Source organism: Streptomyces sp. NPDC043867, assembly GCF_056435845.1.
This window is the reverse complement of sequence record NZ_JBWKDS010000064.1, coordinates 1-14,479: the sequence shown is the minus strand read 5'-3', so window position 1 is coordinate 14,479 and position 14,479 is coordinate 1. Positions and strand designations below refer to the sequence as shown.

At 74.3% G+C, this 14,479-nt stretch carries 14 protein-coding genes and 1 tRNA gene; 11 read left to right on the top strand and 4 right to left on the bottom strand.

Features of this window, described 5'->3' with window-relative positions; genetic code table 11:
* The first annotated feature begins 105 nt into the window (after positions 1 to 105).
* From AC069T_RS36470 to AC069T_RS36455, 4 genes are all read left to right on the top strand, one after another.
* Complete coding sequence (locus tag AC069T_RS36470; RefSeq protein ID WP_478786835.1) at positions 106 to 909, top strand: class E sortase; 804 nt, start codon at positions 106 to 108, stop codon at positions 907 to 909.
* Between the two features lie 243 nt (positions 910 to 1,152).
* Positions 1,153 to 1,464, top strand: a complete 312-nt coding sequence (locus AC069T_RS36465; RefSeq protein ID WP_358851338.1) for a DUF6412 domain-containing protein — start codon at positions 1,153 to 1,155, stop codon at positions 1,462 to 1,464.
* A gap of 109 nt (positions 1,465 to 1,573) precedes the next feature.
* Complete coding sequence (locus AC069T_RS36460) at positions 1,574 to 2,335, top strand: YidC/Oxa1 family membrane protein insertase (RefSeq protein WP_478786834.1); 762 nt, start codon at positions 1,574 to 1,576, stop codon at positions 2,333 to 2,335.
* A gap of 144 nt (positions 2,336 to 2,479) precedes the next feature.
* Positions 2,480 to 3,337 carry a fumarylacetoacetate hydrolase family protein gene (locus AC069T_RS36455; RefSeq protein WP_478786833.1) on the top strand — a complete coding sequence of 286 codons (858 nt, stop codon included), beginning with the start codon at positions 2,480 to 2,482 and terminating at the stop codon, positions 3,335 to 3,337.
* Positions 3,338 to 3,519: 182 nt separating this feature from the next.
* Here the strand turns inward: AC069T_RS36455 and AC069T_RS36450 are convergent, their stop codons facing one another.
* Together AC069T_RS36450 and AC069T_RS36445 are read right to left on the bottom strand one after the other, a co-directional pair.
* The gene (locus AC069T_RS36450; protein WP_478786832.1) at positions 3,520 to 3,993 is read right to left on the bottom strand and encodes a heme-degrading domain-containing protein; all 474 of its coding nucleotides are present in this window, start codon (positions 3,991 to 3,993) and stop codon (positions 3,520 to 3,522) included.
* Positions 3,990 to 5,093, bottom strand: coding sequence for a Gfo/Idh/MocA family oxidoreductase (locus AC069T_RS36445; RefSeq protein ID WP_478786831.1), 1,104 nt, complete (start codon positions 5,091 to 5,093; stop codon positions 3,990 to 3,992). The genes AC069T_RS36450 and AC069T_RS36445 overlap by 4 nt, the downstream gene beginning before the upstream one ends.
* A gap of 98 nt (positions 5,094 to 5,191) precedes the next feature.
* Here AC069T_RS36445 and AC069T_RS36440 point away from each other — a divergent pair, with 98 nt between their 5' ends.
* Positions 5,192 to 6,349: an ROK family transcriptional regulator gene (locus tag AC069T_RS36440; protein WP_478786845.1), complete on the top strand. Its 1,158-nt coding sequence runs from the start codon at positions 5,192 to 5,194 to the stop codon at positions 6,347 to 6,349.
* A gap of 138 nt (positions 6,350 to 6,487) precedes the next feature.
* On the opposite strand, the gene AC069T_RS36435 is transcribed toward AC069T_RS36440, so the two are convergent.
* A complete protein-coding gene (locus AC069T_RS36435) occupies positions 6,488 to 7,462 on the bottom strand; it encodes a hypothetical protein (RefSeq protein ID WP_478786830.1) in 975 nt (324 codons plus the stop codon).
* A gap of 255 nt (positions 7,463 to 7,717) precedes the next feature.
* Between AC069T_RS36435 and AC069T_RS36430 the strand changes: the two genes are divergently transcribed.
* From AC069T_RS36430 to AC069T_RS36420, 3 genes are all read left to right on the top strand, one after another.
* Positions 7,718 to 8,497 (top strand): HAD-IIA family hydrolase, encoded by a 780-nt coding sequence (locus tag AC069T_RS36430; protein WP_358851331.1) that lies wholly within the window; start codon positions 7,718 to 7,720, stop codon positions 8,495 to 8,497.
* A gap of 114 nt (positions 8,498 to 8,611) precedes the next feature.
* Positions 8,612 to 9,199, top strand: coding sequence for a hypothetical protein (locus AC069T_RS36425; RefSeq protein WP_478786829.1), 588 nt, complete (start codon positions 8,612 to 8,614; stop codon positions 9,197 to 9,199).
* A gap of 10 nt (positions 9,200 to 9,209) precedes the next feature.
* Entirely contained in the window at positions 9,210 to 9,872 is a 663-nt protein-coding gene (locus AC069T_RS36420) for a class F sortase (RefSeq protein ID WP_478786828.1), read from the top strand.
* A gap of 673 nt (positions 9,873 to 10,545) precedes the next feature.
* Here AC069T_RS36420 and AC069T_RS36415 read toward each other — a convergent pair.
* Positions 10,546 to 10,619 (bottom strand) — tRNA-Lys (locus tag AC069T_RS36415).
* A gap of 187 nt (positions 10,620 to 10,806) precedes the next feature.
* Here AC069T_RS36415 and AC069T_RS36410 point away from each other — a divergent pair.
* The 3 genes from AC069T_RS36410 to AC069T_RS36400 all read left to right on the top strand — a co-directional run bounded on the left by AC069T_RS36410 (position 10,807) and on the right by AC069T_RS36400 (position 14,324).
* Positions 10,807 to 12,159 (top strand): peptidoglycan-binding protein, encoded by a 1,353-nt coding sequence (locus AC069T_RS36410; protein ID WP_478786827.1) that lies wholly within the window; start codon positions 10,807 to 10,809, stop codon positions 12,157 to 12,159.
* Positions 12,160 to 12,364: 205 nt separating this feature from the next.
* On the top strand, positions 12,365 to 13,546 hold the full coding sequence (locus tag AC069T_RS36405; RefSeq protein ID WP_478786826.1) for an SPFH domain-containing protein: 1,182 nt from the start codon (positions 12,365 to 12,367) through the stop codon (positions 13,544 to 13,546).
* A gap of 160 nt (positions 13,547 to 13,706) precedes the next feature.
* Positions 13,707 to 14,324, top strand: coding sequence for a lytic polysaccharide monooxygenase auxiliary activity family 9 protein (locus AC069T_RS36400; RefSeq protein WP_478786825.1), 618 nt, complete (start codon positions 13,707 to 13,709; stop codon positions 14,322 to 14,324).
* Positions 14,325 to 14,479 lie beyond the last annotated feature (155 nt).

Below are 14,479 nucleotides of genomic sequence, written 5' to 3'. Positions count from 1 at the left end.
AGGGTGAGGAGAAGGGCAGGGAGGAGGGGGAGATCAAATCCTGCACCGTGCTGGCTACTTGAGGAGACGCCCCTTATCGTGCGGGCCGGTGAAGGAGGCGTACGCATGCGGACTCCCGGGGTCGTGCACCACGGCACGCTACGGCGGCGCGCGGCGTACCGGCGGGCCCTGTGGAGCGCGGGCGAACTCCTCGTCACCGTCGGGGCGGTGCTCCTGCTCCTCGTCGCGCACCAGCTGTGGTGGACCAACCGGCAGGCCCGCGAGGGGGCCGAGCGGAGGGTCGAGGCCTTGGAGAGGGAGTGGCGGCGGCCCGCGCCGGACGTGACGGCCGCCCCGGATCCGGGCGGGGCCCTCCCCCAGGACACCGGGGACACCGGGACCGGAGCCGGTACCGCATCGGCCGACCCGGGCGGGCGGACGGGCACCGCCCGCCGGAGCCCCGGCGAACAGCCCCGCCGGTCCGAGGCCTACGCCGTCCTGACCGTCCCCCGCCTCTCGCTCCGCGTGCCCGTCGCCGAGGGCATCGGCAAGCCGGACGTGCTCGACCGGGGCTACGCCGGCCACTACCCGCGCACCGCCCAGCCCGGCCGGCCGGGGAACTTCGCGCTCGCCGGGCACCGGAACACCCACGGCGAGCCCTTCCGGCACCTCGACCGGCTGAGACGCGGCGACACGGTCGAGGTCGAGACCCGGACGGCCACCTACGTGTACGCCGTCGACCGGACGCTTCCGCAGACCTCCGCACGCGACGGCGGTGTCGTACGCCCCGTGCCGCGCAGCAGCGTCCACCCGTCCTACGGATACAGCGAGTCCGGGTACTACCTCACCCTCACCACCTGCACCCCGGAGTACACCTCGAAGTACCGCCTGGTGGTGTGGGGCAGACTGCGCTCCGTGCGGCCCCGCTGACGCCCCCCGGCCGGGGAAGCCGCCCCGGCACCTGCACCTTCGGCACCCCGGCCCTCTCCCGTCGCACGGACCGGACGGACGGCTCCGGAGAAGCCCGCGGCCGGACAGCGACGGATGTACGCCTCCCGCGAGGCCCGCGGCCGGACAGCGACGGATGTACGGCTCCCGCTAAGCCCGCGGTCGCACCCGGCACCCATCCTGTATAACGGCAGGACGAATAGGCGTACGAAGGGGGAGTGGCCGATGACGCGGACCTGGGCGACCATGCGTCCCGCCGCCGCGCTGCTCCTGCTCGTCCTGGAGTTCGCCCTCCTCGACACCGGCAGCCTCTCCGCCGTCGTCGCCTTCGCGGCGACCGCCGCGGCCGGCTCCGCGCTCGCCGCCTGCGCCCTCATCGCCGCGCGCTGCGTGCCCGCCGTCCCGCGTACGCGCGTACGGACGGCCATCCGCGACCGCGAGCAGCGCACGGCGTTCCTGCCCCAGCGCGATCCCGACGCGTCGGGACGCACGCGCCCCCGAGCGCCGGGGTGTGCCCTCCCGACGGTCACCGCGTAGGGACGCGCACCACCTCACTCACCGCCGCGTACCCCCGCGCGGGCCGTCATGCCGTCTCTCCACGTCCGGCACGACGAGACCCCCGGAGGGCTCACCCATGTCCGCTTTCATGTCTGCCTTCATGTCCGTTTTCGCGAGTCTGGTCGAGCGGTTGGCCGACCTGCTCCAGCCGCTGTTCCACGCGTCCGCGGCAGCCGCCGCGATCGTCCTGTTCACCGCCCTCGTACGGCTGCTGGTGCACCCGCTGTCGCGGGCGTCGGCGCGCGGGCAGCGGGCCCGCGCCCGGCTCCAGCCGCAGGTCGCGGCCCTGCGCAGGAAGCACGGCGACAACAACGAGAAGCTCCAGAGGGCCCTCCTGGAGCTGCACGCGCAGGAGAAGGTCTCGCCGCTCTCCGGGTGCCTGCCGAGCCTCCTCCAGATGCCGGCCTTCTTCCTCCTCTACCACCTGTTCTCCAGCTCGACGATCGGCGGCGGGGCCAACGCGCTGCTCGGGCACAGGCTGTTCGGCGCCCCCCTCGGCGACCGCTGGGCGGACGCCCTGGGGGACGGCGGGCCGCTCGGCGCCCCTGGGCTCGTCTACCTCGGCCTCTTCGCCGTCGTCACCGTGGTGGCGACCTTCAACTACCGACGGACCAGGCAGATGGTGTCGGCCGCGCCCGCCCCCGCGCCCGGTGGCGAGCAGGTGCCCGGCCTCGCCACGATCAACAAGGTCATGCCACTGATGTCCTTCTTCACGCTGTTCACGGTGGCGGTGGTGCCGCTGGCCGCCGCGCTGTACGTGGTCACCAGCACGACGTGGAGCGCGGTGGAACGGGCGGTGCTGTACCGCGACATGCCGGGGGCCGCTCCGGCGGTGACCGCGCTCGGCTGACGGGCGAGCCCGGAGGGGCGCTCAGGTTACGGTCCAGTCCGTGAACGGGGTCTTGCGGACTGGACGGCCAGCTTGGAGGATCGACCAGTCCTCCGATGGCTGCACCCATCGGTCGGGCTGCCGCGATCGAGGGAGATTGTGATCATGAAGCTGCTGCGAGTCGGTACGGCGGGGGCGGAGCGGCCTGCGCTGCTCGACGCCGAGGGAACCCTGCGGGACCTGTCGGGCGTCGTCGCCGACATCGACGGAGCGCTGCTCGCCGACGCCGCGGCGCTCGGCCGGATCCGGTCCGCCGCCGAGGCAGGCGAGCTGCCCGCGCTGGACGCGGCCGGGCTGCGCGTGGGACCGCCGCTGGCCCGGATCGGCAAGGTCGTGTGCATCGGGCTGAACTACCACGACCACGCGCGGGAGACCGGTGCCGAGGCGCCCGCCGAGCCGGTGATCTTCTTCAAGGCGGCGGACACGGTGGTCGGTCCGCACGACACGGTGCTCGTGCCGCGCGGCTCGGTGAAGACCGACTGGGAGGTGGAGCTGGCGGTCGTGATCGGCCGTACGGCCCGCTACCTGGAGTCGCACGAGGAGGCCCTCGCGCACGTCGCCGGGTACGCGGTGGCGCACGACGTCTCCGAGCGCGAGTTCCAGATCGAGCGCGGCGGCACCTGGGACAAGGGCAAGAACTGCGAGACGTTCAACCCGCTGGGCCCCTGGCTGGTGACCGCGGACGAGGTGCCCGACCCGCAGGCGCTGTCGCTGAAGCTCTGGGTGAACGGCGAGCTCAAGCAGGACGGCACGACGGCCGAGCAGATCTTCCCGGTCGCCGAGGTGGTGCGCTACGTCAGCCAGTTCATGACGCTCCACCCGGGCGACGTCATCAACACGGGCACCCCGGCCGGCGTGGCGCTCGGGCAGCCCGAGCCGAAGCCGTTCCTGCGGGCCGGTGACGTGGTGGAGCTGGAGATCGAGGGCCTGGGACGGCAGCGCCAGGAACTCAAGGACGCGTGAGCACTGCGAGGCCGGGGGCGCCCTCGTGGGTGAGGGTGCCCCCGGCCTCGTCCGCGGCGGGGCGGGGCCTGGGCCTGCGCCGGCCTCGGACCTCGAAGTGGCGGGCCCGCGCCGGCCTCGGCCCTCGAAGCTGCGGACCTGCGCCGGCCTCGGACCTCGAAGTGTGCGGGCCCGCGCCGCCGTCAGCCCTTGAAGTGCTCCAGCGCCTCCACGACCATCCGGTGGTCCTCCACCTGCGGCAGACCCGACACGACCACCGTGCCGACGACTCCCGCGCCCTCGACGACGATCGGGAACGCGCCGCCGTGGGCCGCGTACACGCCGGGGTCAAGGCGCGAGGACTCCTCGAAGGTGGTGCCCTTGGCGCGGAAGCGGGCGCCGACCAGGTACGAGGAGCAGCCGTAGCGCTCGACGACCCGGCGTTTGCGGTCGATCCAGGCGTCGTTGTCCGGGGTCGAGCCGGGCAGCGCCGCGTGGAAGAGCTGCTGGCCGCCGCGCCGGATGTCGACGGCGACCGGCGCGCCGCGCTCCCGGGCCAGCTCGACCAGCAGCGAACCGAGGGCCCAGGCGTCGTCGTACGTGAAGCGCGGGAGCGTCAAGCGGCGCTCCTGCTCCTCGAGTTCGGGAATCGTGGGGGCGGCCGTCGGGGTGCTCACAGCGTCACCGCCGCACCGTCGCGGGCGGAGCGCCGGGCCGCCTCCAGAACGTCGAGGGTGTCGGCCGCCTCGTACGCCGTGACCGGGTTCGGGCCGCCGTCGCGCAGCGCCGCGGCCACCGCCTGGTAGTACGCCGGGTACGCGCCCCGCAGCGTGGGTTCCGGGCGGCCACCGCCGGTCAGCGGGGACTCGCCCGAGCCGACGCGCCCCCACAGCGTCTCGGGCTCGATGCCCCACTCGGCCGTGCTGCCGGGGCGGCTGCCCTCGCGCAGCGCGGCCTCCTGCGGGTCGAGGCCGTACTTGACGTAACCGGCGCGCGAGCCCAGTACGCGGAAGCGCGGGCCCAGTTGGGCGGTGGTCGCGGAGACGTACAGGTGGGACCGGACGCCGTTCACGTGCGTGATCGCGAAGAAGGTGTCGTCGTCGGTCTCGGCGCCGGGGCGGCGTACGTCCGACTCGGCGTAGACCTGCGCCGCCGGGCCGAAGAGGGTCAGCGCCTGGTCGACGACGTGGCTGCCGAGGTCGTAGAGCAGACCTCCGATCTCTGCCGGGTCGCCGGACTCCCGCCAGCCGCCCTTCAGTTGGGGGCGCCAGCGCTCGAAGCGGGACTCGAAGCGGTGGACGTCGCCGAGCTCGCCCTCCTCGACGAGCTTGCGCAGGGTCAGGAAGTCGTTGTCCCAGCGGCGGTTCTGGAAGACCGACAGGAGCAGTCCGCGCTCGTCGGCCAGGGCGGCCAGCTCGCGCGCCTCGGCCGCCGTGCCCGCGACGGGCTTGTCGACGACCACCGGCAGGCCCGCCTTCAGTGCGGCGGTCGCGAGCGGGACGTGGGTCCTGTTCGGGGAGGCGATGACGATCAGGTCCAGCTCGTCGGCGCGTGCCCACAGGTCGTCGGGCGTGCCGGCGAAGCGGACACCGTCGCCGAACTCCGCCCGGGCCTGCTCGCGCCGCTCCTGGTTCGAGGTGACGACCGTGTCGAGGGTGAGGCCCTCGGTCGCGGCGATCAGCGGGGCGTGGAAGACGGAGCCCGCGAGGCCGTAGCCGACGAGGCCGACGCGGAGGGGGGTGCCGGAGCCGGATCCGGTGCTGCTGGTGCCTGTCATGCCCCCACTTTCGCAACGCTGTTGCCAAAGTGCAAGCGCGGGGGACAATGGCCTACGTGAACAGGACCAGCGCGGAGTCGGAAGTGGACCGGTCGGAGGTGCGTGGGCGCGGCGGCGGGAGCGGAGTGAACCGGTCGGGGGTGGTGCGCGGGCGCGGCGGCGAGGCGGGGGTGAACCTGCCGGCGCTGCGCAACCACAACGCGGCGCTGGTGCTCGACCTGCTGCGCACGGCTGGCCCCGCCGGCATCAGCCGTCTCGAACTCGCCGAGCGGACCGGGCTGACCCCGCAGGCCGTCAGCAAGATCACCGCCCGCCTGCGGGCGGAGGGCCTGGCGGCGGAGGCGGGCCGGCGGGCGTCGACGGGCGGCAAACCGCGCACGGTGCTGCGGCTGGTTCCCGGGGCGGGTCACGCGGTCGGCCTCCACCTGGACCGGGACGAGCTGACGGCGGTCCTGTGCGACCTCACGGGAGCGGTGGTCGCGGAGCGGCGCTCGCCCCTGGACCTCGGCTCCGGGGCCGAGGCGGTCGTCACCGGGGCGGCACGGGAGGTGGCGGCCCTGCTCGCGGGGGTGCCGGGGGCCGCGTCCGTGCTGGGCGCCGGGGTCGCGCTGCCCGGCCCGCTCGACCACGACCGCGGGGTGCTGCACCGGGTCACCGGGTTCCCGGAGTGGGACGGGTTTCCGCTGCGGGAGGCACTCGCCGGGCGGCTCGGGGTGCCCGTCGTCGTGGACAAGGACACCAACGCGGCGGCGCTCGCCCTCGCGGTCGGCGGGGGTGCCGGGCCGGGCCAGGGGTCCTTCGCGTATCTGCACCTCGGTACGGGACTGGGGGCCGGGCTGGTCGTCGGCGGGGCCGTGCACCGGGGGACGCGGACCGGGGCGGGGGAGTTCGGGCACCAGGTCATCCAGCTGGGCGGGCCGCTGTGCGAGTGCGGGAACCACGGCTGCATCGAGGTGCTGTGCCTCTCCGCGGTGGCGCGGGGCGCCGTGGACGAGGCGGCGCGGGTCCTCGGGGAGGGCGCCGCGAATCTCGCCGGGCTGCTCGACATCGACCTGGTACTCCTCGGGGGCCGTACCGTCGCCGCCCACCAGGAGCCCTTCGTACGGGGGGTCGGCGCCGTCCTCGACGAGCGCGCCCGGCGCGGGGGCCTGGACGCGGCGGTGCCGGTGCGTCTCGCGCCGGGCGGTGCGCGTGCCGTCGCGGAGGGCGCGGCCCAGCTCCTCCTCGCACCCCTGTTCGGGCGCGCCGACGGCTGACCGGCGGGGGCCGGGCTGCCGGGACGGCGTGGGCGCCGCGGTTCCGGCACTCCGGGCGCCCGGACGAAACGACGGGGCACACCTCACGGCGTCCCCTCACCCGCGTCCCCTCACCCGCGTCCCCTCACCCGCGTCCCCTCACCCGCGTCCGCGCAGAAAGCGAGCCGTGGTGATCAGGAGGGTGCCGCCCGTGATGAGGAGGAGGCCGCCGATCAGAAGGCCGGTGTCGTGTGGCGTGCCGGGGCCGGTCCTCGCCAGTTCCTCGACGGACGGCATACCGCCCGGCGCCCCACCGTCACCCTCGGCGCCACCGTCACCTTCATCGCCGCTGTCACCACCACTGCCCCCGGAGTCGGTGGCGGTCCCGGAAGCCGGAGCCGAGGAAGTCGAGGAAGCCGAGGAAGTCGAGGAAGCCGAGGAAGCCGGGGCCGAGGGAGCCCCGGAAGGCCGGGCCGAGGGAGTCGCGGACGCCGAACCCGTGGCCGTCGAGGGGGCCGGGGTGTCCGTGCCCTCCACGGCGGCGTCCGGCGTGCCGTCGATCCGGAAGCGGTAGTCGTTCGACTGCCCCACCCAGTCGCCGTCGTCGTGGTGCCGGTGCACCACGGCCGCTTTCGCCACGACGTCGTTCGGCGCGGCGGCGGAGGTGACGGTGAGCCGCACCTTCACCCGGAGGGTCCGCCCGGGAGCCACGGTGAACCCGGGGAACCCGTCGAAGGCCCCGACGAGTTCGTCGTCGTCCGTCCGCTCGAAGGAGACGGGGTGCGCCCGGGTCCCCTCGAAGAACTCCAGCCGTACCTGGGACGGGCGCAGCTGCCGCTTCTCGTCGACGAGGACGACGACGGGATGGATGCCGCCGCAGGGGTGGGCGGTGGTGTTGGTGAGGTCGAGGTACCAGGTCCCGTCGGCGCCACCGGTCTCGTAGACGTCGGGTCCGCCGTGGACGCGGGTCCTCAGGGGGAAGTCGCGGGCGTCGGGATCGGCACAGCCGGGGCGGCGGTCGGCCGCCGGAGCCGCGGCCGGCGGGGCGTCGAGCCCGGCCGCGCTCGGGACGGGCCCGCAGGCGAGGGCGGCCGCGGTGACAACGGTGAGGGACAGGCACGTACGCAGTCGCATGAACATATGACCTGCCATCCACACCGCCTCTCGGGAGCCGCCACGCCAGGAACACCCCGGACGGACTCCCGAGTCCCCTCGGTCGGCGGAGCCCGACGGCCTCCCGCCCGCGCGGGCGGGACCCGAACCGGCCGACCGCCCCTGGACCGAGATCGACCGGAACCGCCAGAGTGACGTCGAGAAGTGGCGGACCCCGGCCGACAACTGATCGCTAGGCTGAGGGCCACGCAGCACCGCGTACGGCAGGAGAACGGCATGGCAGACCGCAAGCCCATCGAATCGTGGCTCACCGACATGGACGGTGTGCTCATCCACGAGGGTGTGCCGATTCCCGGCGCCGACGCCTTCATCAGGAAGCTGCGGGAGTCGGGCCGGCCCTTCCTGGTGCTGACCAACAACTCCATCTACACCGCCCGTGACCTGCACGCCCGGCTCCAGCGCATGGGCCTGGACGTGCCGGTCGAGAACATCTGGACGTCCGCGCTGGCCACCGCCAAATTCCTGGAGGACCAGCGGCCCGGCGGCACGGCGTACGTCATCGGCGAGGCGGGCCTGACCACCGCGCTGCACGACATCGGGTACGTGCTCACCGACCACGAGCCCGACTACGTGGTGCTGGGCGAGACCCGGACGTACTCCTTCGAGGCCATGACCAAGGCGGTCCGGCTGATCAACGGCGGCGCCCGCTTCATCTGCACCAACCCCGACGAGACCGGCCCCTCGGCGGAGGGGCCGCTGCCCGCCACCGGCGCGGTCGCCGCGCTGATCACCAAGGCGACCGGCAAGCAGCCGTACTTCGCGGGCAAGCCGAACCCGCTGATGATGCGGACCGGCCTGAACGCCATCGGGGCGCACTCGGAGAGCAGCGCCATGATCGGCGACCGGATGGACACGGACGTCCTGGCCGGTCTTGAGGCGGGCATGGAGACGTTCCTGGTGCTCACCGGCCTGACCACGCCCGCCGAGATCGAGCGGTACCCCTACCGTCCCTCCAAGGTCGTGGACTCCATCGCGGACCTGATCGAACGCGTCTGAACCGCGTTCCATGCCTCGGGCGGCGGAAATCCGCCCGAACGGAGCAGCGATTGCCCTCTCCGGGATGCGGCTGCCCTCCCGGAGGGGGAGTCTCCAGGTGTCTGGAGGTTCACGATGGGTTCACTGCGACTCACATTCTGTACCGGAGCGGTGCTCGCCGCCGCGCTCACGCCCACGGCGTACGCGGCCGACGCGGCCGTCTCCGTCACCCCCTCGCCCCCCGCCCCCGGCGCCGACATCACGTTGCGGACGACGGGCTGCAAGGACAGGACCGGCGTCGCGAAGTCCCCGGCGTTCGTCGCGGACGCCCGGCTCACGGGCGGCGACGGCGCCCTCGTCGGGGAGAGCCGGGTCCGTTCCTCGCTGAAGCCCGGCACCTATGGCGTGAAGGTCACCTGCGACGGCGTCGACGACAAGGTCAGGGGCACGCTCACGGTCGCCCGGGCGGACGGCCCGGGCCGCGCCGCCTCGGACCCGGCGAGCCGCCCCGCGGACCGGCAGGAGCAGCCCGTCTCGTCCGCGCCGGCCTCACCGGTCGCGCCGGTGCGGGCGGGCGGCGGAGGCACCGCCCACTTCGCGTCCGTCGACACCCGCGCCACCGGCCCGGGCACCGGGCAGGCCGTGATCGGCCTGGTCCTCGCGAGCGCCGCCGCGGTTGCCGTCGCGGTGCGCAGCGCCCGCCGGGACCGCGGCGGCGGATGAGGAACCCGACATGACCGACGGGGAACGCTCCTCCGGCACCGGGCGCCTGACGACGGGCGCCGCCTGGGCGGTTCTGCTGCTGGGGCTGTGGCTCTGGGGCCGCGAGGTGACCGACGTACGGCAGGGGGCGGCGCCGGCCACGGGAGACGTGGCCGGCGTCGGCCGTCCCCGGGGTGCCCGACTGCCGCCCGCGCACGAGCCGTTGCGGCAGGCGCGGCCCCAGCGCGTCGACGTCCCGGCGCTGCGGATCAAGGCCCCGGTGGTGGCAGGCGGTCTGGACCGGCAGGGCGCGATCGAGCCGCCGCCCTACGACCGGCCGGGCGTGGTCGGCTGGTACGCGGCCGGTGCGCGGCCGGGTGCGGCGGGCACCGCCCTGTTCGTGGGACACGTCGACACCGAGACCCGGCCCGCCGTCTTCTACCGGCTCAGCTCGGCGCGGCCCGGCGACCGGGTCCGGGTGGTCCGCGACGACGGCACGGTCGCCGAGTTCACCGTCGACGACGTGCAGGTCGTCCCGCGCGACCGCTTCGACGCCCGGCGGGCCTACGGGCCGCGCGAGCCCGGGCGGGCCGAGCTGCGGCTGGTGACCTGCGGCGGCACCTTCGACCGGGCCAGCCGCTCGTACACGGCGAACGTGGTCGTCTCCGCGTACCTCACCGGCAGCACCGCCTGAGCCCGCCCGGCCCGGCCGGCGACCTGCTCCCCCTGGAGCCGCCGGCCGGGCCGGTCCTCGACCGCGCGCGCCCGGGCCGCGGGAGCGCCCCGGCGACCGGCGCGGGAGGTTCTGGTGAGCCGTCCCGGCCTCGCGGACGGTCCAACCCGCCCGGGACCGCGACCGTTTGAGACGACTCTAGAACGGATGAGCGCTCCGGCCCAGGGGTGATGCGGCGGCCCCTCGGCCCTCCCCGTCGGCCGGGCCTGACGACCCCGGGCCGGGCGTGACGACCCCGGGCCGGGCCGGACCGTCCGCCCGCGCTCCCGGCCCGCACCACGGGCCGGCCCGCTGCGTCAACGCCGCGGCAGCCGTGTCCACGTGCCGCCTCCCGCTGGAGATCGGGCGCGGCCTGCCGGACCGAGTCATTCCCGTCACCGGACGACCGGGGCGAGTACGTCGATCACTGCGAATTCACGACCCTGTACGGGCAGATCCGCGAGCTCGACCCCGAGCGAGTGCGACACATCCGCGAGCCCCACCCCACCGGCCCCTTCTCGGGGCAGCAACGCGGTCGGCCGCATAAACCGGCGACTGTCCGGACGTATGTGCGAAGACGGGGTCTCTCGGTCCTCCGGGCGCGGACGACGATGGGGCCCCTCGCCATCGGCGAGGGGCCCCATCGGTCTGTCTGTGCGCCGCCAGGGACTCGAACCCCGGACCCGCTGATTAAGAGTCAGCTGCTCTAACCAACTGAGCTAGCGGCGCGCGCTGACCTGGAGAACTCTACCCGATTCCGGGAGGTGGTCCGGCCCGCGAGCTCCCGGTGCGTCGGCGTGCGCGGAGGGTGCCGTACATCATTCGGACCGTCAACATGCGACAACGGAGGACGGTTGAGAAACTGACGATCGTGCAGAAATGCGGACATTTCCATCTGGAGTGTGAGGGGCATCGCATGGAGACTCCGGTGTTCGAGGAATTCGATCCCGCGAGCGACTGCGACTGCCCCGGCTGTGCCGACCGGCGCCGTGCCGAGGCCGCCGCGGTGTCGTCGCCCGGACCGGCCCGTCCCGCGGCGCGGGCGCTCGCGCTGGCGGCGGCGGCGGGCACCGTCCTCGGCGCGGGACACTCGGTGCCCGCGGTCGCCGTCGCCCACGCTCCCGCCAGGCCGGGCCTCCCCGTCGACGACGAGCCGCCCGACACCCCCCAGGGCGAGAAGGCCCCGCTGCACGGCCCGGCGGGGAAACCGGAGCGTCCCGGTGCGCCCGCCGTGGTGGCCGTGCCGTCCACCACCCGGGCCGAGATCATCAGCCGGGCGAACAAGTGGGTCGCGGCCGAGGTGCCCTACAGCATGACCAAGTACTGGTCGGACGGGTACCGGCAGGACTGCTCGGGCTTCGTGTCGATGGCCTGGAACCTGCCCGGGAACGAATGGACGGGCAGTCTCCACACCTTCGGCGTGCGCACGTCCAAGGGCGCGCTGGAGCCCGGGGACATCCTCCTCTTCCACAATCCGAGCAACCCCGAGAACGGCTCGCACGTGGTCGTCTTCGGCGGCTGGGCGGACTCCGCGCACACGTACTACCTCGCGTACGAGCAGACCCGCCCGTACACCCGGAAGCAGTCGACCCCGTACGCGTACTGGAGCAACTCCGACCGCTACCTGGCGTACCGCTACAAGGGGCTGGCCGAGGGGGCGGCCGGCGACCCGGGCCCGGCCGCGCCGGACGGACCGGCGGATCCGGGCGGCTCCGACGGGAAGTCCTCGCGCTTCCCGGGGGCCGGGTACTTCGGACCGGGCGCGGACAACGCCCACGTCACGCGGCTGGGCCGGCTCCTGGTGGAGCGGGGCGGCGCCCGGTTCTACCGGACGGGGCCGGGCCCGCGCTGGTCGGACGCCGACCGGCTGGCCACCCAGGCCTTCCAGCGGGCCCAGGGCTGGAGCGGAGCGGGCGCCGACGGACTGCCGGGGCCGACGACTTGGTCGTACCTGGTGGGCAAGCGGGGCAAGGACATCCCGGCCGGGAGCCCGGGGTCCACGACGCCGGACCCCTCCTCGCACGGGGTGGTGCCCGGCTATCCGGGCCGGGCGCCGTTCCGGCCCGGGGCGGACAACGCGCACGTCACGCGCCTCGGTCAGCAGCTGGTCAGGAAGGGATTCGGCGCGCACTACACCAAGGGTCCGGGGCCGCGCTGGGGCGAGGCGGACCGGCGCAACGTCGAGGCGTTCCAGCGGGCCCAGGGCTGGCGGGGCGGCGCGGCCGACGGCTACCCGGGACCGGAGACCTGGCGACGGCTCTTCTCCTGACGCGTCCCCCGTGACGCACCACCCCCCACGCACCCGCGCGCCGCCCCGCGCGCCGGTGCACCCCCGTGCCGGTACGGCGGCATCCGTACGGGCGCACCCCCTGCCGGTACGGCGGCATCCGTACGGGCGCACCCCTGCGGCGGTACGGCGACGCACCGGCGCGGTTCGTGACAACACTTCCAGGCGCGGAGGCATGGAGGCACGTATGACTACGACGACTTCACACACCCCGGAATCCGAGGGGGCGCCGTCCGGACCCCTGGAGGCGGTGGCCGAGGCCGTGCTGCGGCCGGCCCGGCTCATCCAGAACGAGGCGACCACCGAGATCCCCGTCCACCTGCTCTTCCGGGACGACCCCGACCCGGTCTCGGTGCCGGTCGCGCCCGCCGTGGTGGGACGCCGGCGCGGCACCGGCGAACAGCCGCGGGTGCGGCGCCCCGAACCGGCGCGGCCCCGGCCGGTCCCCGGGGTCGACCCGGACCTGGCCGAACGCCCGGCGCGGGTGCTGCCGGGAGCGGCGGGTGTGCTGGCCGGGGCCTGCGGGGTGGCCGGCTGCCTGGTCACCTCGTGGTGGGCGGGCGTGCTGCCCGCTGCCGCGCCCTCCCCCCTCCCGGGCCTCGCGGGCGCCGGGCTCGGCCCCGCGCAGTGGGCCGGATACGCCGGGGCCGGCGCGCTCGGCCTGTTCGGCTTCGGCGGGCTGGCCCGGGGCCGGACCGGGCGGGCCTGGGTGCTCGGCCTCTTCGGGCGCTACCGGGGCACGGTCCGGCGCACCGGCCTGATGTGGGTCAACCCCCTGGTGCTGCGCCGCCGGGTCGACGTGCGGCTGCGGCACTGGCGCAGCGAGCCGATGTCCGCGGTCGACGTGAACGGGGTCGCGCTGCGGGTGGTGGCGCTCGTGGTGTGGCGGGTCAAGGACACCGCGCGCGCCACGCTCGGCGTCGAGGACCACGAGGCCTATCTGCGGGAGTGTGTGGAGGCGGCGCTGGCCCGGGTGCTCTCGCACCTGCCCGCCGACCGGCCGGGGACCGTGCGCGGCGGGTTCGGCGCGGACGGTCCGGCCCTGCGCAACAGCGAGGCGGTCGGCGAGGCGCTGACCCGGCTGGTGGCCGCGGACACGGCGCCCGTCGGCCTGGAGGTGTTCTCGGTGCAGCCGACCCGGATCGAGTACGCCCCCGAGGTCGCGTCCCGGATGCAGCGGCGCCGGATCGCCGCGCTGGACGCCCAGCACCGCGACTCCGTACTCGCCTCGGTCGTCGACTCCGTCGAGGACACGGTGACCCGGCTGACCCTGCGAGGCCTGGTCGAACTCGACGACTACGAACGCAAGGCGCTGGTCAAGGACCTGACGGTGGCGTTCTGCACCGGGCGGACCGCGGACGCGACCTGAGCGGACGTCGACGAGCGGCGCCGGCAGGGGAACTGGCCCCGAGATTGGTATGGACATGTTCAACTACCGGCAATAATGTGGGACTTGGTCTAGACCTGCAACATCGCGGTGCGCGCGTACGGCTCACGGAACCTCCCCCATGTTCTCCAGGAGCGGCAGCATGCGAATACGGACGACCAAGAAGACGAAGTGGTACGCGGGCGTGGTCGGCCTCGCCACGGCCGGAACGCTGGTGCTCTCCAGCGCCGGCGCCAGCGGCCACGGCTACACCGACCTCCCCGTCAGCCGGCAGAAGCTCTGCCAGAACGGCACCGTGACCGGCTGCGGTGACATCCAGTGGGAGCCGCAGAGCGTCGAGGGCCCCAAGGGCTTCCCCGCGGGCGGGCCCGCCGACGGCCAGATCTGTTCGGCGGGTCACGGCAACTTCGGCGCGCTCAACCAGCCGACGAAGCCGGGCGGCGGCGCCTGGCCGACGACCCGGGTCACCGGCGGCCAGAGCTACACCTTCCGGTGGCAGTTCACGGCCATGCACGCCACGACCGACTTCAAGTACTACATCACCAAGAACGGCTGGAACCAGAACCACGCGCTCAGCCGCTCGGACCTGGACACCACGCCGTTCCTCACCGTCCCGTACAACAGCCAGCGTCCGCCGTCCACGCTCTCGCACAGCGGCACCATCCCCGGCGGCCGGAGCGGTCACCACGTCATCCTCGCGGTGTGGACGGTCGCCGACACCGGGAACGCGTTCTACGCCTGCTCGGACGTCACCTTCTGAAGTACGCCCGGCCCGGCCGGGTCCGTGTGCGCGGAGGGAAACACCCCCACCCGGAGACGACCACAATTGGGTTGCGGGGGGGGACGATTCCGGAAACCCCCTAGTGAGTAGGCCCAGGCGGGAGGGGGAGGTTCCCCCCATCCCCCCTACAAGCA